Below are 21,365 nucleotides of genomic sequence, written 5' to 3'. Positions count from 1 at the left end.
ACCCTTGGCTGAATTGCTCAGGCCGCCTTGTCCAATTCAAAGGCATCATGCAGTGCCTGAACCGCAAGTTCCATGTATTTCCTGTCCACCAAGACGGAAATTTTTATCTCAGAGGTTGTAATGACCTTGATGTTGATACCCTCATCCGAGAGTATCTTGAACATTTTTGCCGCAACACCCGATTGCGAACGCATTCCAATCCCGACCACAGAAACCTTGCAGACATCATTATCTGCGACCAGGTCGGCATAGTTCAGCTCTCCTCGGTCTTTCACAGCCAACAGCGCCTTTTCGGCGCGCGTCACCTGATCCGTGGGGCAGGAAAAGGTCATATCCGTGCGCCCTTCGTCCGAGATGTTCTGAACGATCATATCCACATTCACGCCCGCGTCGCTAAGCGCCGTGAAGATGATCGAGGCGATACCGGGGCGGTCCGCCACGGAAACGACGGTCATCTTGGCCTCGTCACGAGAATAGGCCACACCGGCCACAACATTGGATTCCATGATATCCTCCTCGTCGCAGACCAGCGTACCGGCCTCGTCGGATTGTTCTTCAAAACTTGAGAGAACGCGCAATTTCACTTTATATCGCATCGCCAGCTCAACCGAGCGGGTTTGCAGCACCTTAGCCCCAAGCGAGGCCAGTTCCAGCATTTCTTCGAATGAGATCCGATCCAGCTTACGCGCTTTTTGGCAGATGCGCGGGTCGGTCGTGTAAACGCCGTCTACATCGGTATAGATGTCGCAGCGCTCGGCCCCGAATGCAGCAGCAAAGGCCACGGCAGTGGTATCCGACCCGCCACGGCCCAGTGTCGTGATACGGCCTTCGGGGCTGAGACCCTGGAAACCCGCCACAACGGCCACTTTCATACCCTCGCCGAATTTCTGGTTCAGGTTGTCGGTCGGGATATCCTCGATCCGGGCCTGGCTGTGGGCGCTGGTGGTCAGCAACGGCACCTGCCAGCCCTGCCAACTGCGGGCTGGTATGTCCATCTCTTGCAATGTCAGCGCCATAAGGCCGGCGGTGACGTTTTCCCCCGAAGACACCACGGCGTCATATTCGCGCGCATCAAACAGTGGCGAGGTTTCGTTGACCCAGCCCACCAGCTCGTTGGTCTTGCCCGACATGGCCGAGACGATGACGATCACGTCATAACCCTTGGCCACCTCAACGCCGATGCGCTTTGCAGCACGGCGGATACGGTCCAGATTTGCGACGGATGTGCCGCCGAATTTCATCACGAGTACGGGCATGGGGGCTGATGTCTCCGCGCCTTGGAATTCAGATCCCGTGCGTCTTATGCGAGGGGGGCCGCAAGAGCAAGAGTGCAATACCGCATCAGTCAGGGCCTAGCATCGCTTTACAACCGCGTATGACGGTGTAAGCCTGACGCATCAAATTCACTACGAGGTATTCAATGCACCGTCTTGCCCTTGTCCTTGCCCTATTTTCCACACCTGCGGCGGCGCAAGTCGCCTCGCTGACCGGCACCGACGGTCAAAACGCCTTGGGGAAGGTGCCCTGTGCGACCAGCCCAGGCGAGGCGATGCGCACTTGCAACGCCGAAATGCGGCGCCGTGACGACGGCAGCTCTACGCTTGCGGTTGCGATGGGAAATGGCGAAGTCCGCAACATCTATTTCACCGATGGCATCCCGGATTCAACAAATTCGGCAGCTAAGATCACCTATGAAAACCGAGGCGATGTTATGGTGATTTTCGTTGATCCCGGTGAGGTATATGAGATCCCTAAAGTCGCTCTTGCCCGTCAGTAAGGGTGCGACTGGCCTTCATAGGTTTCAAAGCACCCGGTACTTTCAAGTGACAGAGTATCGAAACGGTTGATCAGGCCCTGAACAGCCTTATCAACCGTGATATCAGCCCCGGTCCCACCCATATCCGTCTGAACCCAGCCGGGGTGGTAAATGCCTACTGAAATGCCGTCGCCGCGCAGGTCCACAGCCAGATTGCGCCCCAGGTTTAGAACCGCCGCCTTGGACGAGCGGTAGATATAGCTGCCACCAGGTGCCCGCGTGTGCGAGGCCATCTGCGAGGATAAAATCGCAATCTTGCCCTGTGCCGCGCGCAGATTGGGCAACAAGGCCTGAACTGTCAGAAAGACCCCCGTCACATTGGCAGCGAAACTCTGCGCCCACATTTCGGCGGGGTAGCCATCGATGGTTTGGGATTTATCCAGATATACACCGGCATTGCAGACCAGCAGATCAACAGGGCGCATTGCCAGTTTTTCCGCCATCGCTTTATGTTGTTTCGGGTCTGTTACATCCAGCGCCACCTCCGCGCTGCCATCCCGAGCCGTGCCCGTTACGTCGCATCCTTGCGCACGATACCTGTCCGCCAGAACCTTTCCGATCCCCCGCCCAGCACCGGTGATAACAACATGCATCGGCTAGTTCGTCTTGCGCGAAGGTACGAAAGGCAGCGGCGCAACAGGTACGCCGTCATCGATCAATGCCCTGGCTTCTTCTGGCTTGGCCTCGCCATAGATCGCACGTTCCGGCGCGTCGCCCAAATGAATCTTACGGGCCTCTTTGGCAAAATCCTTGCCAACGTAATCCGAGTTGTCCTCGACTTTGCGCCGCAGCTCGGAAAGGGCTTTCTCGACATCAACGCTTGGCGTTGCCATGTTGACGACCTCATCCCGAGATGCCGGGACCGTGGTACGAGATTCGACCGTACGTCCGGGGCGGACACGCGGGGTCATGATTGCTTTTTCAACTTGCGGATCACCGCACACAGCGCATGTCACCATGCCCGCGGCGGCAAGTTTGTCGTAAGCGGCGGCTGATTGAAACCAACTGTCAAAGCTGTGACCGCTATTACATTTCAACGCATATTGAATCATGTTCTGTCCAAATGTCGGATGCCAAATAGATACCAACCACTATTGCAATGGCAAGCCCCTGAGGGGGACATCAGTGATACAAATGCTCTACATTGCGTAACAATGATGCAAGATCGGGCGAATTAACCCGAGAGGCGGCATGTCCCAGCGAAAACCACCTGCGCTTGCGCTCTTGCCATTCAGGGTATCGCGCGGCCAGGGATTTGACCACCAGCGGATAGACATCGACCAGATAAACCGCTGATCCTTTCTTGTGCCGCCGCTTGTAGTGCAGGAACTGCCCAAAGGCATTTGGGGTACATGTACCGGTCACACCAGCCTCTTCCCAGGCCTCTTGACTGGCCGCACCGGAGGGCGAAAGGCCATCAATCAAATTCCCCTTGGGTATGATCCAGCGACCGGAACCACGCGTCGTAATAAGCAACACCTCTGGCGTGCCGCTTTGGACACGATAGCACAGAGCCGCCGATTGCCGTACGACTCGTACAGTGCCCGCTTGATGCAGGTTGAGTTGCCTTTGCTCGATCACGTCCTGCTGCCTCTTCAGGGAACGTTGTATATGCCCGCCCGATGCGCTTTTGCGCTTATTTAGCGGGCCCGCATCTGAAGAATGCCATATGAAGTGTTATTTTTCAATCCCTTGCATCCGCGCCTCAAGTTTGCGGACCAGAACCTCATGCGGGATATCGGCATCTACCGACAGCCGCCTGAGGCCAAAGTGGACGCGGGCAATCTGTTGGTAATAGCGGGTATAGACGTAATTCGTCCCGCCACCGGCAATGGCGCCCAACACAGGCACGGATTGCGCAGCCAGTTTTTGCCCCAAAACCACCGCCAGTTTCGGGGCAACGGCAGATATCAGCTTTTGCAAAGCTGGGCCTGTCAGGGTCAGACGCGCCGAAAAGAAACCCAGATCCGCGCCGTCATCGAAAGACATCGGACCAGCGGCTGACAATACCCGGACACAGTCGAATTTGACACCAACCTCTGAAGGGTCAAACCCTTCGCGCGCCGCAGCGCCCTGAATTGAACGCAGCAGCATGGTCGTGGTTGCCGGTAACTCCACCAATGCGGTCGGAACGCCACCGATACCGCCTGCAGCTCCCATGGCTGTCGTCAGGGCAGTATTGACCCATGGCAACTGATCGGGCACCGCCCTACGCGACCCTTCAGCCGCGTTCATCGCAATCCAAAGCGCCTTTTCTGTCGCCCCGGTTAGGGCTTCGCGCACAGATGGCGGCAGCTGTTCTAGCAACGACTCTGCCGAGCCACCGACACTGTTCAACAACTTGACGCCCGGCCCTCCGGCGGATTGGTAGTATCCGGCCAAACGGTCCAGTTCCGCTTCGGCATTGAGTTTTCCGACAAGAACCATGTCCTGCATAAGTACCCTCCTGCCCCTAGAACATCGGCACTTACCGCAGCGGTTTCAATAGCTCAGCGGCTCCAGCGGGTTACCGGACCAGTTATTCCGTCCCATCCGCCGGGTATCAGGTCCACGCCCAGAACCCGATCCGGGTTGGTTGGCGGGGGCATCTCGACCCCGGTCAGACGGGTGAATCCAAACCGAGCATAATAGGGTGCATCCCCGACCAACATGACCCTGTCCCAACCAATGGTTCGCCCGGCCCGCAATCCTTCGTGGATCAAAAATCCACCCAATCCTTCACCTTGATGGGTCGGGTGGACGGCCACAGGGCCCAAAAGCAGCGCGTCCTGATCGCCAACATGCACGGGCCAGAATCTTATTGCACCGGCCAGGATACCCTGTCCGTCCCGCACCACCTGTGACAAGCCTGACATTGGCGGGACATCATCGCGCAGGCGATACGAAGACAGCGCTTCGCGCCCGGGCGCAAAGCACAAATCGTACAAAGCCTCGACTTCCCACCAATCGTCCGGCTCCTCCGGCCTGATCACGAATTGCTGCACCCTGCCCTCTTTTCCTAGCTGGAATTCGCCCTAGCACTTCGTTACGCCTTGGGCAAACGCTTGGAGACCTTATGTTCTATCGCCCAGAAGACGGCCACGGCCTGCCACACAATCCGTTCAACGCCATTATCACCCCGCGCCCGATCGGCTGGATATCAACCCGTGGCGCGGATGGGACCAACAACCTGGCGCCCTATTCGTTCTTTAATGGTGTGGCCTACACACCCCCGCAGGTCATGTTTGCCTCGACCGGAACCAAGGCCGATCAGGACGGTGGAAAGGACAGTATCGCCAATATCGAGGCAACAGGCGTATTCTGCGTGAACGTTGTCGCCCACGCCCACCGCGATGCAATGAACGCCAGTTCAGCCGCGCTGCCCAAACATGTCGACGAGTTCAAACACGCCGGCCTTACCGCAATCGAATGCGAGACCATCCCCTGCGCCCGTGTCGAAGGTGCCCCAGCCGCATTAGAATGCAAGCTCACGCAGATCGTGACCCTGCCCGGACAGGCGAACCGGGTTGTGTTCGGCGAAGTGACAGGAGTGCATCTGCACGACGACCATATGCGGGATGGCAAATTCGATGTGACGTCTTTCAAACCACTGGCACGGCTTGGCTACCGGGATTATTCGGTCGCGTCCGAGCTGTTCAGCCTTTCAAGACCGGATGACTAATGCATTTACCTGACGCATCGCGCCGATACCCAATCACATTGCCTGACGGCTCGGACCACCCGGGTACGGTTTTCCTGTCTCAGGCTATCGACCACCCCAGAATAGAAGCCGGTGAATACAGCTATGCGTCGGATTTCGACGCACCAGAGGATTGGGCGCAACGCCTTGCCCCTTATCTGTTCCCGTTTTCCCGCGAAAAACTTGTCTTGGGTAGATTCTGTCAAATCGCCCACGGGGTCCGGTTCATCACTTCATCGGCCAATCACGCCATGAGCGGGGCGACATGCTATCCTTTTCCCGTTTTCGATCCCGAAAAGCTGTTGGAATATCAACCTGACAGGCGCGATACCGTGATCGGAAATGACGTTTGGATCGCATACGGTGCCTTGATCATGCCTGGCGCTAAAATCGGAGATGGCGCCATTATCGGTGCAGGATCCGTCGTGCGCGGAACAGTACCGCCTTATGCAATCGTGACAGGCAATCCTGCAGAGGTACGACGGTATCGGTTTGAGGCCGGTACAATCGACCGGCTGCTTGCTTTGAAGTGGTGGGATTGGCCAACTGATCTGATTACCGAAGCCGAAAGTGCTCTGCTGTCCGGAAACGTCGATATGCTGGAGCGTTTAGCCCCCTAAAAAAGGCGGCCCATTTGGCCGCCTTTCACAATCAGTGCCCACCCAGAATGCCGGTGCGAACAGAATAATCGACCGCCAGCGCGTAATCGGGGTCATCGTCGCTGTCGACCATCAAATGGCCTGCCTTGTTCAGCAGTTTGTGACAGTCACGGCTGAGGTGGCGGAGCATGACGCGCTTTCCTGCGGCTTCATATCTCGAAGCAATGTTCTCGATGGCCTGCAATGCCGACTGATCCACCACACGGCTTTCGGCGAAATCGACAATCACGGTTTCCGGGTCGTTTGAAACGTCGAATATCTCAACAAATCCCTCGGACGAACCAAAGAACAGCGGCCCTTGAATCTCGTAGACCTTTGCGCCTTTTTCCGTCAGTGAATCGCGGGTGATTGCATGGATACGCTTGGCGTTGTTCCAAGCATAAGCCAGGGCCGAGACGATCACACCAACAACAACCGCTACCGCCAGGTCCTCCATCACGGTCACGACAGTCACCAGCACGATGACAAACGCGTCCATCAAAGGCACTTTGCGCATGATCTTGAACGAGTTCCAGGCGAAGGTCCCGATCACCACCATGAACATCACCCCGACCAAAGCGGCCAATGGAATCTGCTCAATCAGCGGGGAGGCGAACAGGATGAATACCAACAGGAACAGCGCCGCTGCGATACCGGCAATGCGCGTGCGCCCACCTGATTTCACGTTGATCATGGACTGACCTATCATGGCACAGCCGCCCATGCCTCCGAAAAAGCCAGTGGCCACATTGGCAAACCCTTGGGCGATACATTCTTGCGAGGCACCACCACGTTTGCCGGTGATTTCGCCAACAAGGTTCAGCGTCAGAAGCGACTCAATCAGGCCGATCGCTGCCAATATGACGGCGTATGGCAGGATGATCTCAAACGTCTCCCAGTTCAGCGGCACCATCGGGATGTGGAACGGCGGCAAGCCACCTTCGATCGAGGCAAGATCGCCCACCCGTGGGACGTCCAGTCCAAAACCAATCACCAATGCTGCGACGACCATGATCCCTGCCAAAGGCGCCGGGACAATGCGTGTAATGCGCGGCACGATAAGGATCACCGCCATAGTCAGGCCGACCAGACCCAACATAGTAAAAAGCTGAATACCGGAAAGCCATTCGCCACCGCTCATGCCATGGCCCGTGTTTTCCATGCTGCCGGGAACTTTGAACTGGCCCATCTGGGCCAGAAAAATCACGATGGCCAATCCGTTCACAAACCCAAGCATCACTGGATGTGGTACCAGCCTGATAAAACGCCCCCAGTGCATCGCCCCTGCGATCAGTTGCAGTATTCCCATCAAAACAACTGTAGCGAAGAGGTATTCGACCCCATGTTCTGCCACCAAGGCAACCATCACCACGGCCAGGGCCCCGGTTGCGCCCGAAATCATACCCGGACGCCCACCGATCAGTGCAGTAATCAGCCCCACCATGAACGCAGCATACAAACCAACCAAAGGATGCACGCCCGCGACAAACGCAAAGGCCACCGCCTCAGGGACCAAAGCAAGTGCAACCGTTAGGCCGGACAGCAGCTCGATCCGAAGGCGCGAGACGGTCAGGCCCTCATCCGGAACCCAACGAAGATCAGGTTTGGCGATACGATTGGCAAAGCTTGCCAGCATAGCTCGGGGCATAGGGCGTCCTGTTGGTTTATGGGTTCGCGCGAAAAAGGGACTTCTATCTGTGAACCGGTTTTTGAGCCACCGCATCAGGCGGGAGGCTGATATGCGCAGCACGCATAGCACATATCTCGCGAATAGGTGAATTGATGTCGGTTCGTTGCCGTCACACCTTGGCTTGACGCTCTGCCTGGCTCGGATAGCAACGACCCGAATCCCTGCGAAAAAAGTGACAGAACCACCGGGCGATCACCCTTGTCAAACCATGCAGCGCAGCGCACAAATCGCTGAACAGGCACCAAAATCGGAGAAAACCAGTGACCCAGACCAAGATTGCCGTCATCGGCGGATCAGGCATTTACGACATCGACGGATTGGAGAATGCGCAATGGGTCTCGGTTGAAACGCCTTGGGGTAAGCCTTCGGACCAAATACTGACCGGCGCGCTGAACGGGATCGAGATGGCGTTCCTGCCTCGCCACGGGCGTGGCCACATTCATTCGCCGACGGACGTGCCCTATCGCGCCAATATTGACGCGCTGAAACGTCTGGGGGTTACGGATGTGATCTCGGTCTCGGCCTGCGGATCGTTCCGCGAGCATATGGCGCCCGGCGATTTCGTTGTCGTCGACCAGTTCATCGACCGCACCTTTGCGCGGGACAAAAGCTTTTTCAGCTCCGGCTGCGTGGCCCATGTCAGTGTCGCCCACCCGACCTGCCCACGTTTGTCAGATGCTTGCGAGACGGCTGGCAAGGCCGCCGGCATCACCATTCATCGCGGCGGCACCTATCTGGCGATGGAGGGGCCGCAGTTCTCGACACTGGCGGAATCCAAAATGTACCGCGAGCATTGGGGCTGCGATGTGATCGGAATGACCAACATGCCCGAAGCGAAACTCGCCCGAGAAGCCGAGCTTTGTTATGCTTCGATCGCGATGGTCACCGACTATGACAGTTGGCACCCGGACCATGGCGAGGTCGACGTGACCGCCATTATCGCCACCCTGACCGGGAACGCCGAAAAAGGCCGGGCGCTGGTCAAGGGCTTGCCAGAGTTGCTAGGGGCAGAGCGCCTGCCCTGCCCGCACGGGTGTGACCGGGCGCTGGAATACGCGATCCTGACCGCGCCAGAAAAACGTGATCCGGCGCTGCTGGCGAAACTGGACGCAGTCGCGGGGCGGGTGCTCTAGCGATTGGTATCAGCGCCTATTCCGGTCGGCCGCATCAGTACTTAACCGAAAGGCAGCCTTTTAAGTTCGGTACGGGCGGCAGGGAACGAAGAGGATAGGAATGAAACGGCTCGAGGCCCTGGACGCCGCACGCTTTATGGCATTTTGCGGCATGGTGCTGGTGAACTTTCGCATCGCGGCGCAGGTCAAACCGGCAGATGACTGGGCATCGGCGCTTGTCGATGCACTGGAAGGTCGTGCTGCTGCATTGTTTGTCATTCTGGCCGGGATCGGTATTGGCCTGTCCAGCCCTTCTGCTGGAATTCTGTTACGACGGGCTGCATTACTGTTCGTACTTGGCCTGATCAACATGACCATGTTTGAGGCCGATATCCTGCATTTCTATGCATTGTATTTTGTTGTCGGCGCGGCGTTTCTGTCCTCGTCCATCTTTGGTTTGTGGCTTGGCGCATGCAGTGTCGTTGTCCTGGCCGTTCTCGCCAATCTTATCTTTGACTATGATAAGGGATGGGACTGGGTTTCCCTGACCCATACCGACCTGTGGACGATACCGGGCTTTGTACGAAACTTGCTGTTCAATGGTTGGCACCCCGTTCTACCTTGGGCAGCGTTCTTGCTGATCGGTATGGCGATTGGGCGATCGCAACTACAGACGGTCTGTGTTCAGCACCGGTTGATCATGTGGGGATTTGGCGCAGCCGTTCTGGCCCTGTTTCCGCAAAAGCTGACAACCGATCCTGACCTGGCCGCCTATCTGGGCACTCAATCCATCCCTCCGGGGCCGTTTTACATTTTGGCCGGGGCTGGAACCGCCTGTGTGGTGATCGGCCTGTTGCTAAAGCTCTGGCCGCGGATTCAAGGGCTGGGCGCCGCGATGGCGCTGACTGCGCCTGGGCGGCAGAGCCTGACGCTGTATATCGCACATATCGTGATTGGGATGGGCATTCTGGACGAGGCCGACCTGCTGGACGGATCGCTCAGCGCGCCACAGATCGTTGGCTACGCCTTGGGTTTCTGCGTGCTGTCCTCAGGATTTGCTCTGCTATGGTTCCTGCGCTTCAGACGCGGACCACTTGAGGCGTTGATGCACCGTGTGACGCGCCCATCGGGGGCTTGACGTTTGCCCGTCACCAAAGCTTGATACCCGCGTATCATAATCGGAGATCACATGCCCTTTGACATCTGGCTGGCTTTTGTGGCTGCATCCACCGCTTTGCTACTGATCCCCGGCCCCACTGTTCTGCTGGTGCTCAGCTATGCGCTCTCCAAAGGCCGCAGCGTTGCCGTAGCCTCGGCCACCGGGGTGGCGGTTGGCGATTTGGTGGCCATGACGGCCTCATTGCTGGGATTGGGGGCGTTGGTGCTGGCCTCAGCTACGTTGTTTTCTGTCCTAAAGTGGGTCGGCGCGGCCTATCTGGTCTGGCTGGGCATCAAGTTACTGCGCAGCGCACCGTCGGCGGGGCTGCAGGCGGTTGAACCCGGCGCAGATATCACTGCGCGAGGCGTCTTTGGTCACGCGGCCGCTGTAACCGCCCTGAACCCCAAATCGATTGCGTTCTTTATCGCCTTCGTGCCGCAATTCCTGCGCCCAACTGAACCTTTGGGCCCTCAATTCGCGATCCTGATAGGCACCTTCGTCGGGTTGGCCTGGTTGAATGCATTGGCCTATGCCCTTTTGGCAGATCGGCTGCGCCATATGATCGGCCGCGCAAGCACCATTCGCGCATTGACGCGTTTCGGGGGATTGACCCTGATCGGCATGGGGATCGCCACATCAATCCTGCGTCGCCCGGCCTGAGGGCCTATTCTGCAGTGTGATCATTCATAAATCCGCGAATAAACCGCCTGATTTCTCGCGCCGCCGACGTGTCGAGTTCCCTGCACAGCTCTACAAAAGCATCGCGCTCGCCACGATCCAGCCGCAGAACCAGCTGGCTGTCCTTTTTGGCTGAAACCTTACGATCTGTCCCTGACATGCACTTTGTCTCCAAAAGACCTCAGAAGGAATGAAACGTATATACTAAGTATATAGAAAACATATGATGGGCAGCTAACAACCTTGCGGAATCTTTGCAAGTAGCCTGTGTTCAATTCAGGTAATTCTTTTTCGGAACCAACGCATTGGCTAAAAAAGACGACGTCTTGGGAAACCTATCTGGTTTTTTCGGTGAGATAGGCAATCGCACGTTCTAGGAAGATTGCAAGCCAGCACATTCATTCTGTTCTTGCATGACCGTCCCCGATGGGCCAAACAACCCAGCGTGTTTTGACGCCAGAAGGGGATGGTCATGTCAAGAAACAAGTCGGTCAAGGATTACATCCGAACCATCGTCGACTTTCCGCACGAAGGGATCATGTTTCGGGATGTCACCACCTTGTTTGCGGACCCGCGCGGGTTTCGTATGGCGATTGACCAAATGTTGCACCCCTATGCTGGCGAACAGATCGACAAGGTCGTGGGACTTGAGGCGCGCGGTTTCATATTGGGCGGCGCCATCGCTCATCAGCTGAGCGTCGGTTTCGTCCCCATCCGCAAAAAGGGCAAGCTGCCCGGCACAACAATCAGCCAGGATTACACGCTGGAATACGGCGAGGCCATTGTCGAGATTCACGATGATGCCATCCAACCGGGTGAGAAAATTCTCGTCGTGGATGACCTGCTGGCCACCGGAGGCACCGCCGCCGCCGGGATCAAACTGATCGAACGGCTGGGCGGCGAGATCGTGTCATGTTCCTTCATCATCGACCTGCCAGAACTGGGCGGGCGCAAGGTTCTGGAAGAGATGGGCATGGATGTTCATGTCCTGTGCGAATTCGAAGGACTCTGATCGATCCCACAGTTACAGCCGCAGGACCGCGCCGGGGTTCATGATCCCTTTGGGGTCCAACGCCGATTTGATCGCCCGCATCGCGCTCAATTTGACCGGATCGCCATATCGCTCCAGATCTTCGGTCTTCAATCGCCCGATACCGTGCTCTGCGCTGACGGATCCCTGAAACTCATGCACAAGGTCATGAACGGCCCTTTTTACCTTCGCACTTTCGGCGTCATACTCTGACCGGGAATGCCCGTTTGGCGGAAACACATTGTAATGTAGGTTCCCGTCGCCCAGATGCCCAAAACAGTTCACCCGATACGGACCAAGCGTGGCCACAACATCTGCACCACGCCGGATAAATTCTGGGATGGCCGAGATCGGCACCGAGATATCGTGGCTTGAGACCGACCCGATCAGCCGGTTTGCATCCGGAATACGCTCGCGCACGGCCCAAATGTCCTGCCGCTGCGCCTCGCTTTGTGCAATCACCGCATCGGTGACCAGCCCACGTGCGTCAGCGGCCTCGTACAGCACCTCAAACGCGGTTTCAGGTGATTGGCCCATCGACAAGCCAATCTCGATCAGCACAGACCATTCGGGCGGCTCGGCAAAGGCCTGCCGCGTCTCTGGCAGAACCTCACTCAGGAACAAAAGCCCCTGTTGGTGAATCAGTTCAAATGCGCTGACGCTGTCCCCCATGAGGTCCCGCGCCAGCGCCAGCAAATCAACCGCCGCTTCGGCAGAGGTGACCTGAACCATGGCCGTTCCAACCGCCTCAGGACGGGGAAACAGCTTGAGTGCCGCCGCAGTGATGATCCCTAGCGTCCCTTCGGCCCCAATCAAAAGATTGCGCAGATCATACCCGGTATTGTCCTTTCGCAACCGGCTGAGCCCATGCCAGATTTCGCCGCTTGGTAAAACCGCCTCAAGGCCCAGACACAGGTCACGGGCGTTTCCATAGCGCAACACGTTTACCCCCCCTGCATTTGTCGACAGGTTCCCTCCGATCCTACATGACCCCTGTGAGGCAAGGGAAAGTGGAAATAACCGGTTCGCGCCTTCGGCAGCCGCCTGCACATCTGCAAGGATCACACCACCTTCTGCAATCATCACATTCTCTGTCGGATAGACAGCCCGGATCGCTGTCATCCGCTCTAGCGAGATTAGCAAAGGCGCAGGCCCGTCCGACGTCACCTGACCGCCAACAACACCGGTGCCGCCCCCATATGGCACCACCGGGACCGATGCCTCGGCAGCCAATCGGATCAGAACCGCTACCTCTTCGGCCGTTCTGGGCACCGCAAGCACCCCCGCCTGCCCGGAAATCCGACGGCGCGGCTCCTCGAGATATCGCGCGGTGACCGGTCGCAGCACTTCATCCGGCAAGGCGGCGCGAATTGATTGGGCGAATTGATCGTCTGCGGGATTCAGGGTCATGCCCATTCCTTGCCCAAGGCAACGGGTCCCGACAAGCCCTATTCCAACTCGATCAGGTATTGCGGCTCTAACACAACCACCGTTGGCCGGTCCGGAAGTGAGCGCAGGGATACGGTGATTTCCGACACGCCATCGCGTTCAACAGGGAAATCCCCCCTGATATCCGCCAGAAACCGATCCAGCGAATAGTCCGAAAACCAATGCATCGGAATGATGACCGAACTCTTCAACCGTTTCAGAACTGTAATCATTTCGGGCAGCGGCATGGTCGTCCCACCATCCACCGCTGCCATAACAACATCCAACCGTCCAAGGGCCGCAAATTGCGCGTCCGACGGAATGTGGTGCAGATGACCCAGATGCCCAATGCACAACCCGGCAACCTCAAACACAAAGATCGAATTGCCACGTTCTTCGACCCCGCCATAGACGGACCGGATATCGGTCGAGACATTGCGCACCAACATCTCTTCCAGATCCAGATGATGTTCGATCCCCTCCCCGAACACGCCCCACCCTTCCAGCACATGCGGAATGGCAGGATCGGGATGCGCGGTCCAATGCGTGCCATGGGCGTGGTTCATCGTCACCACATCGGGAATCAAACTGGCCCCGCCGATGAAGCCGGTGAAATCTGTCACGGCGTTCAACCCGCCCGGTGTCTGGATCAGAAAAGAAGCATGCGCGACATAGCTGATCCGGACGGAATACTCCGGCACCGGATCTTGCCACCCCGCTTTATGCAGGTATTCGATCCCTGGTGCCGCATCCGCAATGGCGATGCAATGGCTTGGCCGCCGCTCCTGTGCCACAGCCCCGCCCGAGATCACCAAAAATGCCAAAACCACCCAGCGCATGACGTGATTGTAGCGCAGAGCAACGTTGAGTCACGACTGCAAAGTTAAATTGAACTTTCCGCGGGTTGAAGTGCCTTAAACCACGATGCACTTACGCAGCTTGAACGGGCGTGAGACCTTCGCCGCACGCAAGGCCGGTGCCAATGCGTCGCTCACAAAAAACGCGTCTCGCATTTGTGTGTCGATCCAGTTGTCGGGCCCATCCAACGCAGACACGCTCACGGCGATGTCCTTGTCTTGCATTGCGCCGGGCGGCTGCCAGATATCATAATTTGGGTAAGGCTTTGTGAAGCGCGGTGATTGATCAGTCAGCACTGCTGTTTTTTGCGCCCCAAAGTTCAAGCAGAAATACTCGCCCTCAACCGGTGTGGTGCGATCGTGTTGAAACAGTTTGACTGGATAGAGATTTCCGTCACCAAGGTCGAATTGACGCAGAACAGACGCACAAGCGGAAGACACGGTCCAAGTCCCTCCAGCATTAAATAGGTCGGGCTGTTTCTTTTCCTTTTTGTCCTTGTATTCCGCGTACATTTCCTTGGGAAAGCGATTTTCCGGCAAGGGCTCACCAATGTTGTTCCGCTTCATAGAATCGACAGCAAGTTCGTTGTCTTTGAGATAGTTATCTTGATCAAACCCTTTGATACTAGAGGTGCTTACCATCGCACGGCTGATCCAAATCATTGGCTGTTTCGCCCGCGCCATGGTCCTACCCCGCTTCTGTCTTCCCGCGCCGGTCCGACCGCAGACAGGCATATAACACATGCGTTCGCCAGCGCCCGTCAATCTGCAGATAGGACTGCGCCACGCCTTCGTATTTAAAGCCCGAGCTTTCCAGCAATCCGCGCGAGGGTTTGTTTTCGGGCAGGCAGGCCGCCTCGATCCGGCTCAGGTCTAAACGCGTGAAGGCATGATGGACCACCGCGCCAATAGCCTCGCGCATATACCCGTTGCGAGCAAAGGCTTGGCCCGTCCAATAGCCCAGGGTCCCCGCCTGTGCTGGGCCACGGCGCACATTGTCCAGGGTGATCGCACCGACCAGCAGGTCATCAGATCGCCGGAACAGAAATAACGGAATCGCCGTCCCACTCGCAACCGAGCGCTGCGCCCAGTAGACCCGGTTGGTAAAGGACTTCCGGCTCAGATGATCCGAAGCCCAGATCGGCTCCCACTGGGTCAAAAAATCTTTGGACGAGCGTCGCAGCGCCGCCCAGTCGTTAAAATCGGAGTGTACGGGCGGGCGCAAGCTGAGCCGCTCGGTTTCAAGTTTCAGCTTGCGTCTGCCCAGAAGCATCACGCCGCGCGCCTCTCCTGCAAGTCCGCGAGTGTGGGTGCACCTGATACCGGACCATACAGCGCCAGCGCCGCTGGCGCTTGTGCTGCTATCTGTTCGGCAAAGCTGCGGACATCTTCGGTGCTGACCGCGTCAATCTTGGCGACTGTATCCTCAAGCGACGGCACCCGTCCCCAGATCTGCACCAGACGCGCCAGACGCTCGGCCCGGTTCGAGGGGCTTTCCAGCCCCATCAGCATTCCGGCCTTCATTTGCGCACGAGCACGGGCGACCTCTTCGGGGCTCATATCCTCGGCGGCACGTTTCATTTCGTCAATGGTGATCGTCGCCAACTCACCGATCTGATCCGCAGATGTGCCCGCGTAGATCGTGGTTGTCCCGGTGTCGGCATAGGCGCCGGCCTGGGCAAAGATCGTATAGCAAAGCCCGCGTGTTTCCCGCACTTCCTGAAACAAGCGCGAAGACATACCCCCGCCCAGCGCGGTCGAATAAATCTGCGCGGTATAGATCGCGTCGTCGCGATAGCCGGGGCTTTCCAGCGCCAAAGCGAAATGAGCTTGCTCCAGTTCTTTCTCCTGCCGCGCCTCACCACCGGTAAATCGGGCCACTTCAGGGATCAAACCCTTTCGTGGTTGCAGGTGACCAAACATCTCTTCCGCCGTTTTCATCAGTGCATCGTGATCCACCGCACCAGCAGCGGATAGGATCATCTGTTCAGGGCCATAATGCTCGGCCACGAAACCCGACAGATCCTCGCGCGAGAATGCGCTGACGCGTTCAGTGGGGCCAAGTATGGTCCGGCCCAAGGGCTGATCGTGATAGCTTTGCTCTTGCAGCCAGTCAAAGATTACATCGTCGGGCGTGTCATAGGCCTGACCGATTTCCTGTAGGATCACACCGCGTTCGACCTCAATCTCGCGCGGATCGAAGATCGGGTTCAGGACGATGTCACCGATGACATCCATCGCCAGCGCCACATCGTCTTTTAGAACGCGCGCGTAATAGGCCGTCACCTCGCGCGAAGTATAGGCGTTGATATACCCGCCCACATCCTCGATCGCTTCTGCAATTTGCAGCGCGGATCGCCGTTTGGTTCCCTTGAACGCCATATGCTCAAGGAAATGGGCTATGCCATTCTGTTCGATCCGCTCATTGCGCGCACCGGCGGTTACCCAGATGCCTATGGCCGCAGATTGCAGCCCCGGCATATGTTCACTGACGATACGGAAGCCGTTCTTCAGTTGGTCTTGTCTGACAGTCACTCGGCGATATGCCCTTTGATATGATCCTCAAGGGCGCCCAGATCATTGGCGATGCGGGTCACCCGTTCTGGACGTTCATACAGATCAGACATGCGAGAGGGAAGAGGCGGATGTACGCCACTCGCCTTCTCGACCGCAGCCGGGAACTTGGCCGGGTGTGCGGTCGCCAAAGTGATCATCGGGACGTTCGCGTCGCGGTGCTCCTCGGCAACTTTGATACCCACGGCAGTATGGGGGCAGACCAGTTCGGTGCTGCGGGCCAGCGTGGCTGTGATCGTCGCCAGCGTTTCCTCTTCGGACACGCGGCCCGAGTCGAAGCTTTCACGCAGCGCTTCCATCGCACCCTGGCTGACGTTGAAGCCGCCATTCTTCAGCTCGCCCATCAGCTGAGCCACAGAATTGCCATCCTCGTCATAGGCATAATACAGCGCCCGTTCAAAGTTCGAGCTGACTTGAATATCCATCGAAGGGCTGATCGAAGGGATCGTGTTTCCCTTGAAATACCCTTCGCCTGCCAGGCACCGATGCAGAATGTCATTCTGGTTGGTCGCCACTACCAACCGGTCAATCGGCAAGCCCATGCGTTTGGCCAGATAGCCCGCAAAAATGTCGCCGAAATTGCCTGTCGGCACGGTAAAGCTGACCTTGCGATGCGGTGCGCCAAGGCTGACGGCGGCCGAGAAGTAATAGACGATCTGTGCCAGCACGCGGGCAAAGTTGATCGAGTTCACCCCCGCCAGTTTCACACCGTCACGGAAGTCGAAATCGTTGAACATATCTTTCAGCGCGGCCTGACAGTCGTCAAAGTCCCCGTCGACGGCCAGAGCATGCACATTGCCGTCCGCAGGTGTGGTCATCTGACGACGCTGCACCTCAGATACACGGCCATGCGGATACAGGATAAACACGTCTACCGCATCCAGCCCCCGGAACGCCTCAATCGCGGCAGAACCGGTATCACCGCTGGTCGCGCCCACGATAGTCACCCGATCCCCGCGACGCTTCAGCGCTACCTGGAACAACTGACCGATTAGCTGCATGGCGAAGTCTTTGAAGGCCAGTGTCGGGCCGTGAAACAACTCCAGCAGGAAGTGGTTCTCGTTCAACTGCTTCAACGGTGCGCGGGCGTCATGGCCGAACCCTTTATAGGCGCGGGCAATGATCTGTTTGAACTCATCTTCCCCAAATGATCCGCTGACATAGGGCCACATCACGCGAAAGGCGATGTCCTCATAGGACAGGCTGGCCAAAGCAGCGATGTCATCCTGGCTCATCACCGGGATCTCGGCGGGCAGATACAGGCCGCCGTCGCGGGCCAGCCCGGTCAGCATCGCCTCTTCAAAACTCAGTTCGGGCGCCTGCCCGCGGGTTGAGACATATTTCATTGCGCTTCACTTTCTGATGGGGCGCGACCGCGCCACAGGAAATAACCAGTCATCGCAGCCCAGACCAAAGCCAGGCCAAACCATGTGATCGCGTATCCCAGATGATCATTCGGGATGCCCGCAGTGTCCACTGGCAGAGGGGTCACATTCGGATCGGTTTGGGACCGTGCGATCAGCAGAACCGGGTCGGTTCCCAGAGCTGCGGCAAGAGCGGGAACATCGCGGGCAAACCAGATATTAGCAGACAAATCGGGTTCGGGCGTATAGCCGTCGATCTCATCCGGCCAGTGCAGATTGCCCGTCAGTTCGATCTGCCCGGTTTGTCTTTCAACCTGTTTGGCAGTGGTTGGGATAAAACCGCGATCGACCAGAATAGTCCGGTCGCCAGTATCGAAAGCTTGGATAACTCGATAGCCAGCGCCTACTTGTTTCACCGAAACCAGAACATGGATTTCACCCGGCTGCATCTCACCCTGGACGAAAACCGGTAAGTACTTGTCCCGTGTCTCGGAAGGCTGCTGCGGCAGGGAAACAGGTTCGGCGGAGATCCGGTCGTTAATCTCGGCCAACACGTCTTGTTTCCACCCAAGCCGCTGTACCTGCCAGACGCCCAGCGACACAAGTACGCCCAGACCGGCGAGCCCGAAGATCAGCAGGAAAGTTATGCGGCGCATGGCGGGGTCAAACCTTGTTGCAGAAACCGGCGTCTTGTTAAGGGCGGTGTGAACTGAATTGCAACCACCCATTTGTATCGGGTGCAATCTTGCACCCTGATAGAGAAAAAGCCGCCCTTGGGGGCGGCTTTTGCAATTTTGTTACCGGTCCGGCGTCAGATCAAAGGGGCTTGTCCCCAGATATAGACTGCGAAGAACAGGAACAGCCAGACAACGTCAACAAAGTGCCAGTACCAGGCCGCGGCCTCGAAACCGACGTGCTTTTCCGGCGTGAAATCACCCTTCAGTGCCCGGATCAAACAGACCGACAAGAAGATGGTGCCGATAATCACGTGGAAGCCGTGAAAGCCGGTTGCCATGAAGAAGTTCGAATAGAACTGATCACCACCGAATTTCCAGCCCTCATGGGCCAGCAATTCGTAGTACTCAAAGCCCTGCAGAGCGGTAAAGGCGATGCCCAAAACGATACCAATAGCGAGGCCGTTGATCAGCGCCTTGCGGTCATTGTCATGCACCAGCGCGTGGTGCGCCCAGGTGATGGCACAGCCCGAAAGCAGCAGGACCAGCGTGTTGATCAGCGGCAAGTGGAACGGGTCAACCGCGTGGATATCCGGCTGGATGTATTCGGTGCCCGCATAGTCGTACATCGGGTACATGCGGTGTTTGAAGAACGACCAGAACCAGGCGAAGAAGAACATCACCTCGGACATCACGAATAGGATGAACCCATAGCGCAGGCCAATGCGCACGACCGGCGTGTGATCGCCTACACGGCTTTCGGCCACCACTTCGGACCACCAGGCGAACATGGTGTAAAGAACCGCGACAAGACCGGCCCAGAACATGTAGGAGGTGACGCCGTGCATCCAGAGGACGGCTCCGAACAACATCACAAAGCCGCCCGCAGCGCCGATCAGTGGCCAGATCGAAGGGGTCAGAATGTGGTAATCATGATTTTTTGCGTGTGCCATCAGCGTCCCTCACCTACAGGCGTTAGTTCTTGTTTGTATCACCCTGAACATCAAGGGCGGCATAGCCCTCGGGCAGGTCAATTTCGTAGAATGTATACGACAGAGTGATCGTATGCACATATTTGGCTTCCAGATCCTCGACCATTTCGGGATCGACGAAAAAGCTCACCGGCATCTGAACCCGTTCTCCGGGTTGCAACACCTGTTCTTCAAAACAGAAACAGGCGATCTTCTGGAAATACCCACCGGCCGAATAAGGCGCAACGTTGTAAGACGCCTGACCGGCAATTGGGCGGTCCGTGGGGTTATATGCCTCATAGAAGGCCAGGCCCGTTTCGCCGATGCGGATTTCCATCTGGCGCTCGACCGGCTTAAATTCCCAGGCCATGTCTTTCGCCTTTGAGGCGTCAAAGCGAACGGTAACAGTGCGCTCAAGGATGTCCTCTGGCGCGGCTTCAGCCACTCCGGTTGTGCCGCCATACCCGGTGACCCGGCAAAACCAGTCGTAAAACGGCACCGAAGCCCAGGCGAGGCTGCCCATCAGAACAACAACGCCGACGGTTTGCACGACGGTTTTTTGCGGCCCTGTGAGCGCCATCAGTTCTGCACCTCTTGCATGGCCCTGTTAAAATCGGTCCCTGAGACTTTGACGATCGTCAGCCCAAAGATCAGCACGATGAATGCAGCAAGCGTCAGGCCAACGCCCAGATTTCGGCTGAACCGACGTTGATGCAACTCATGGCTTTTGCGCAGGCTCATGCCCAGCCTCCCAGCCCGTAAGGCTTCAGCAGTGCTTCGGCAAGGATCGCGCCGAAATGCAGGAAAAGATACAGCAGCGAGAGCTTGAAAAAGCCACGCTCAACTTTGAAGTTGTCAGCCTCGGAATCATCTTCGGTCCGACGCGAGATTGCCCATGCTCCGCGCAGGAACAACGCGTTCAGTACAATAGCGACGGTCAGATAGATCGGGCCGCCGATTGCCGAAAAGCCGGTTCCAATCGCAAGCACTGCCAGCAGAACGGTGTAGACCAGAATATGCCAGCGCGTCGCCCGCCGACCATGGGTTACCGTCAACATCGGCACACCCGCATCGTCGTAATCCGACCGCATAAACAGGGCCAGCGCCCAGAAATGCGGCGGCGTCCACATGAAGGTGAGGGCAAACATCAGCCAAGGTTCGACGGACATGGATCCGGTTGCAGCGACCCAGCCGATGACCGGCGGGAAAGCCCCAGCTGCGCCGCCAATCACGATGTTCTGTGGCGTCGAGCGCTTGAGCCACATCGTGTAGACAACGACATAGAAGAAGATGGTGAAGCCCAGAAAGGCTCCGGCGAACCAGTTGGTTGCAAGACCCAACATGATCACCGACAGGCCGGACAGTGCCAGGCCCAAGGCCATCGCTTCGCCCTCTTGTACCTTGCCCGACGGTATGGGGCGACCTTTGGTGCGCTTCATAACGCGGTCGATATCTGCATCCCACCACATGTTCAGCGCGCCGGATGCGCCACCTCCGATGGCAATGAACAATATCGCGCAGAACCCAACGAACGGATGTACCGGTACCGGCGCTGCCAGCAGACCAACAAGCGCCGTGAATACAACCAGCGACATCACGCGCGGCTTCAGCAGGGCGAAGTAATCGCCAAAGCTGGCCTCATTCGCATACGCTTGGGCGGTCGTTTGGCTTGCATTGATGCTTGCGTCGCTCATC

At 57.4% G+C, this 21,365-nt stretch carries 26 protein-coding genes; 7 read left to right on the top strand and 19 right to left on the bottom strand.

Features of this window, described 5'->3' with window-relative positions:
* Window positions 1–17: 17 nt before the first annotated feature.
* Window positions 18–1,256, bottom strand: a complete 1,239-nt coding sequence (locus AC2FH6_RS19585) for an aspartate kinase (protein WP_496703335.1) — start codon at window positions 1,254–1,256, stop codon at window positions 18–20.
* A gap of 164 nt (window positions 1,257–1,420) precedes the next feature.
* Here AC2FH6_RS19585 and AC2FH6_RS19580 point away from each other — a divergent pair, with 164 nt between their 5' ends.
* Window positions 1,421–1,777, top strand: a complete 357-nt coding sequence (locus AC2FH6_RS19580) for a hypothetical protein (protein WP_142638033.1) — start codon at window positions 1,421–1,423, stop codon at window positions 1,775–1,777.
* Here AC2FH6_RS19580 and AC2FH6_RS19575 read toward each other — a convergent pair.
* The 5 genes from AC2FH6_RS19575 to AC2FH6_RS19555 all read right to left on the bottom strand — a co-directional run bounded on the left by AC2FH6_RS19575 (window position 1,771) and on the right by AC2FH6_RS19555 (window position 4,800).
* The gene (locus AC2FH6_RS19575; RefSeq protein WP_281973265.1) at window positions 1,771–2,409 is read right to left on the bottom strand and encodes an SDR family NAD(P)-dependent oxidoreductase; all 639 of its coding nucleotides are present in this window, start codon (window positions 2,407–2,409) and stop codon (window positions 1,771–1,773) included. The two genes, AC2FH6_RS19580 and AC2FH6_RS19575, sit on opposite strands and share 7 nt — an antisense overlap.
* A gap of 3 nt (window positions 2,410–2,412) precedes the next feature.
* Complete coding sequence (locus AC2FH6_RS19570; protein WP_271950473.1) at window positions 2,413–2,868, bottom strand: DUF1178 family protein; 456 nt, start codon at window positions 2,866–2,868, stop codon at window positions 2,413–2,415.
* Between the two features lie 70 nt (window positions 2,869–2,938).
* On the bottom strand, window positions 2,939–3,397 hold the full coding sequence (locus AC2FH6_RS19565; protein ID WP_496703331.1) for an NUDIX hydrolase: 459 nt from the start codon (window positions 3,395–3,397) through the stop codon (window positions 2,939–2,941).
* A gap of 96 nt (window positions 3,398–3,493) precedes the next feature.
* Window positions 3,494–4,252, bottom strand: coding sequence for an EcsC family protein (locus tag AC2FH6_RS19560; protein WP_496704008.1), 759 nt, complete (start codon window positions 4,250–4,252; stop codon window positions 3,494–3,496).
* 53 nt (window positions 4,253–4,305) lie between these two features.
* Window positions 4,306–4,800: a GNAT family N-acetyltransferase gene (locus tag AC2FH6_RS19555; RefSeq protein ID WP_496704007.1), complete on the bottom strand. Its 495-nt coding sequence runs from the start codon at window positions 4,798–4,800 to the stop codon at window positions 4,306–4,308.
* Window positions 4,801–4,871: 71 nt separating this feature from the next.
* On the opposite strand from AC2FH6_RS19555, the gene AC2FH6_RS19550 reads away from it, so the two are divergent.
* Both AC2FH6_RS19550 and AC2FH6_RS19545 read left to right on the top strand, forming a co-directional pair.
* Window positions 4,872–5,477: a flavin reductase family protein gene (locus AC2FH6_RS19550; RefSeq protein WP_142638022.1), complete on the top strand. Its 606-nt coding sequence runs from the start codon at window positions 4,872–4,874 to the stop codon at window positions 5,475–5,477.
* The gene (locus AC2FH6_RS19545) at window positions 5,477–6,115 is read left to right on the top strand and encodes a CatB-related O-acetyltransferase (protein ID WP_496704006.1); all 639 of its coding nucleotides are present in this window, start codon (window positions 5,477–5,479) and stop codon (window positions 6,113–6,115) included. The genes AC2FH6_RS19550 and AC2FH6_RS19545 overlap by 1 nt, the downstream gene beginning before the upstream one ends.
* A gap of 31 nt (window positions 6,116–6,146) precedes the next feature.
* Here the strand turns inward: AC2FH6_RS19545 and AC2FH6_RS19540 are convergent, their stop codons facing one another.
* Window positions 6,147–7,781 carry a SulP family inorganic anion transporter gene (locus AC2FH6_RS19540; protein ID WP_496704005.1) on the bottom strand — a complete coding sequence of 545 codons (1,635 nt, stop codon included), beginning with the start codon at window positions 7,779–7,781 and terminating at the stop codon, window positions 6,147–6,149.
* Between the two features lie 302 nt (window positions 7,782–8,083).
* Here AC2FH6_RS19540 and AC2FH6_RS19535 point away from each other — a divergent pair, with 302 nt between their 5' ends.
* The 3 genes from AC2FH6_RS19535 (at window position 8,084) to AC2FH6_RS19525 (ending at window position 10,754) form a co-directional block, all read left to right on the top strand.
* Window positions 8,084–8,956 (top strand): S-methyl-5'-thioadenosine phosphorylase, encoded by an 873-nt coding sequence (locus AC2FH6_RS19535; protein ID WP_496704004.1) that lies wholly within the window; start codon window positions 8,084–8,086, stop codon window positions 8,954–8,956.
* A gap of 100 nt (window positions 8,957–9,056) precedes the next feature.
* Window positions 9,057–10,073: a DUF418 domain-containing protein gene (locus AC2FH6_RS19530; protein WP_496704003.1), complete on the top strand. Its 1,017-nt coding sequence runs from the start codon at window positions 9,057–9,059 to the stop codon at window positions 10,071–10,073.
* Between the two features lie 51 nt (window positions 10,074–10,124).
* Window positions 10,125–10,754 carry a LysE family translocator gene (locus AC2FH6_RS19525; RefSeq protein ID WP_496704002.1) on the top strand — a complete coding sequence of 210 codons (630 nt, stop codon included), beginning with the start codon at window positions 10,125–10,127 and terminating at the stop codon, window positions 10,752–10,754.
* A gap of 4 nt (window positions 10,755–10,758) precedes the next feature.
* Here AC2FH6_RS19525 and AC2FH6_RS19520 read toward each other — a convergent pair whose 3' ends face one another.
* Window positions 10,759–10,932: a hypothetical protein gene (locus tag AC2FH6_RS19520; RefSeq protein WP_281995766.1), complete on the bottom strand. Its 174-nt coding sequence runs from the start codon at window positions 10,930–10,932 to the stop codon at window positions 10,759–10,761.
* Window positions 10,933–11,244: 312 nt separating this feature from the next.
* Here AC2FH6_RS19520 and AC2FH6_RS19515 point away from each other — a divergent pair, with 312 nt between their 5' ends.
* Window positions 11,245–11,784 (top strand): adenine phosphoribosyltransferase, encoded by a 540-nt coding sequence (locus tag AC2FH6_RS19515; RefSeq protein ID WP_142638010.1) that lies wholly within the window; start codon window positions 11,245–11,247, stop codon window positions 11,782–11,784.
* 12 nt (window positions 11,785–11,796) lie between these two features.
* Here the strand turns inward: AC2FH6_RS19515 and AC2FH6_RS19510 are convergent, their stop codons facing one another.
* From AC2FH6_RS19510 to cyoE, 11 genes are all read right to left on the bottom strand, one after another.
* Window positions 11,797–13,212: an FAD-binding oxidoreductase gene (locus tag AC2FH6_RS19510; protein WP_496704001.1), complete on the bottom strand. Its 1,416-nt coding sequence runs from the start codon at window positions 13,210–13,212 to the stop codon at window positions 11,797–11,799.
* Between the two features lie 38 nt (window positions 13,213–13,250).
* A complete protein-coding gene (locus AC2FH6_RS19505; protein ID WP_496692885.1) occupies window positions 13,251–14,069 on the bottom strand; it encodes an MBL fold metallo-hydrolase in 819 nt (272 codons plus the stop codon).
* A 75-nt stretch (window positions 14,070–14,144) separates the two neighbouring features.
* Entirely contained in the window at window positions 14,145–14,771 is a 627-nt protein-coding gene (locus tag AC2FH6_RS19500; protein WP_496704000.1) for a hypothetical protein, read from the bottom strand.
* A gap of 4 nt (window positions 14,772–14,775) precedes the next feature.
* Entirely contained in the window at window positions 14,776–15,360 is a 585-nt protein-coding gene (locus AC2FH6_RS19495) for a GNAT family N-acetyltransferase (RefSeq protein ID WP_496678290.1), read from the bottom strand.
* The gene (locus AC2FH6_RS19490) at window positions 15,360–16,622 is read right to left on the bottom strand and encodes a M16 family metallopeptidase (RefSeq protein WP_142638002.1); all 1,263 of its coding nucleotides are present in this window, start codon (window positions 16,620–16,622) and stop codon (window positions 15,360–15,362) included. The genes AC2FH6_RS19495 and AC2FH6_RS19490 overlap by 1 nt, the downstream gene beginning before the upstream one ends.
* Window positions 16,619–18,007, bottom strand: a complete 1,389-nt coding sequence (thrC, locus tag AC2FH6_RS19485; protein WP_496703999.1) for a threonine synthase — start codon at window positions 18,005–18,007, stop codon at window positions 16,619–16,621. The genes AC2FH6_RS19490 and thrC overlap by 4 nt, the downstream gene beginning before the upstream one ends.
* Complete coding sequence (locus AC2FH6_RS19480; protein ID WP_496703998.1) at window positions 18,004–18,681, bottom strand: SURF1 family protein; 678 nt, start codon at window positions 18,679–18,681, stop codon at window positions 18,004–18,006. The genes thrC and AC2FH6_RS19480 overlap by 4 nt, the downstream gene beginning before the upstream one ends.
* A gap of 155 nt (window positions 18,682–18,836) precedes the next feature.
* Window positions 18,837–19,652, bottom strand: coding sequence for a cytochrome c oxidase subunit 3 (locus AC2FH6_RS19475; protein WP_142637996.1), 816 nt, complete (start codon window positions 19,650–19,652; stop codon window positions 18,837–18,839).
* Window positions 19,653–19,674: 22 nt separating this feature from the next.
* Complete coding sequence (locus AC2FH6_RS19470) at window positions 19,675–20,250, bottom strand: cytochrome c oxidase assembly protein (protein WP_496703997.1); 576 nt, start codon at window positions 20,248–20,250, stop codon at window positions 19,675–19,677.
* Window positions 20,250–20,411 (bottom strand): cytochrome c oxidase system small membrane protein, encoded by a 162-nt coding sequence (locus AC2FH6_RS19465; protein ID WP_185956706.1) that lies wholly within the window; start codon window positions 20,409–20,411, stop codon window positions 20,250–20,252. The genes AC2FH6_RS19470 and AC2FH6_RS19465 overlap by 1 nt, the downstream gene beginning before the upstream one ends.
* Window positions 20,408–21,364, bottom strand: coding sequence for a heme o synthase (gene cyoE, locus AC2FH6_RS19460; protein WP_142637992.1), 957 nt, complete (start codon window positions 21,362–21,364; stop codon window positions 20,408–20,410). The genes AC2FH6_RS19465 and cyoE overlap by 4 nt, the downstream gene beginning before the upstream one ends.
* Window position 21,365 lies beyond the last annotated feature (1 nt).

This window comes from Ruegeria sp. CDSC045 (assembly GCF_059610725.1).
The sequence above is the reverse complement of the archived record's forward strand: the minus strand, read 5'-3'. Positions and strand labels throughout refer to the sequence as shown.

Excerpts from the sequence above, each read along its gene's own strand:
- AC2FH6_RS19550 (WP_142638022.1), top strand. The coding sequence starts at position 4,872 with ATGTTCTATCGCCCAGAAGACGGCCACGGCCTGCCACACAATCCGTTC.
- AC2FH6_RS19475 (WP_142637996.1), bottom strand. The coding sequence starts at position 19,652 with ATGGCACACGCAAAAAATCATGATTACCACATTCTGACCCCTTCGATC.
- AC2FH6_RS19580 (WP_142638033.1), top strand. The coding sequence starts at position 1,421 with ATGCACCGTCTTGCCCTTGTCCTTGCCCTATTTTCCACACCTGCGGCG.
- AC2FH6_RS19540 (WP_496704005.1), bottom strand. The coding sequence starts at position 7,781 with ATGCCCCGAGCTATGCTGGCAAGCTTTGCCAATCGTATCGCCAAACCT.
- AC2FH6_RS19480 (WP_496703998.1), bottom strand. The coding sequence starts at position 18,681 with ATGCGCCGCATAACTTTCCTGCTGATCTTCGGGCTCGCCGGTCTGGGC.
- AC2FH6_RS19560 (WP_496704008.1), bottom strand. The coding sequence starts at position 4,252 with ATGCAGGACATGGTTCTTGTCGGAAAACTCAATGCCGAAGCGGAACTG.
- AC2FH6_RS19465 (WP_185956706.1), bottom strand. The coding sequence starts at position 20,411 with ATGAGCCTGCGCAAAAGCCATGAGTTGCATCAACGTCGGTTCAGCCGA.
- AC2FH6_RS19545 (WP_496704006.1), top strand. The coding sequence starts at position 5,477 with ATGCATTTACCTGACGCATCGCGCCGATACCCAATCACATTGCCTGAC.
- AC2FH6_RS19505 (WP_496692885.1), bottom strand. The coding sequence starts at position 14,069 with ATGCGCTGGGTGGTTTTGGCATTTTTGGTGATCTCGGGCGGGGCTGTG.
- AC2FH6_RS19470 (WP_496703997.1), bottom strand. The coding sequence starts at position 20,250 with ATGGCGCTCACAGGGCCGCAAAAAACCGTCGTGCAAACCGTCGGCGTT.
- AC2FH6_RS19500 (WP_496704000.1), bottom strand. The coding sequence starts at position 14,771 with ATGGCGCGGGCGAAACAGCCAATGATTTGGATCAGCCGTGCGATGGTA.
- AC2FH6_RS19510 (WP_496704001.1), bottom strand. The coding sequence starts at position 13,212 with ATGACCCTGAATCCCGCAGACGATCAATTCGCCCAATCAATTCGCGCC.
- AC2FH6_RS19530 (WP_496704003.1), top strand. The coding sequence starts at position 9,057 with ATGAAACGGCTCGAGGCCCTGGACGCCGCACGCTTTATGGCATTTTGC.
- AC2FH6_RS19515 (WP_142638010.1), top strand. The coding sequence starts at position 11,245 with ATGTCAAGAAACAAGTCGGTCAAGGATTACATCCGAACCATCGTCGAC.
- cyoE (WP_142637992.1), bottom strand. The coding sequence starts at position 21,364 with ATGAGCGACGCAAGCATCAATGCAAGCCAAACGACCGCCCAAGCGTAT.
- AC2FH6_RS19585 (WP_496703335.1), bottom strand. The coding sequence starts at position 1,256 with ATGCCCGTACTCGTGATGAAATTCGGCGGCACATCCGTCGCAAATCTG.
- AC2FH6_RS19495 (WP_496678290.1), bottom strand. The coding sequence starts at position 15,360 with ATGCTTCTGGGCAGACGCAAGCTGAAACTTGAAACCGAGCGGCTCAGC.
- AC2FH6_RS19575 (WP_281973265.1), bottom strand. The coding sequence starts at position 2,409 with ATGCATGTTGTTATCACCGGTGCTGGGCGGGGGATCGGAAAGGTTCTG.
- AC2FH6_RS19525 (WP_496704002.1), top strand. The coding sequence starts at position 10,125 with ATGCCCTTTGACATCTGGCTGGCTTTTGTGGCTGCATCCACCGCTTTG.
- AC2FH6_RS19520 (WP_281995766.1), bottom strand. The coding sequence starts at position 10,932 with ATGTCAGGGACAGATCGTAAGGTTTCAGCCAAAAAGGACAGCCAGCTG.
- AC2FH6_RS19570 (WP_271950473.1), bottom strand. The coding sequence starts at position 2,868 with ATGATTCAATATGCGTTGAAATGTAATAGCGGTCACAGCTTTGACAGT.
- thrC (WP_496703999.1), bottom strand. The coding sequence starts at position 18,007 with ATGAAATATGTCTCAACCCGCGGGCAGGCGCCCGAACTGAGTTTTGAA.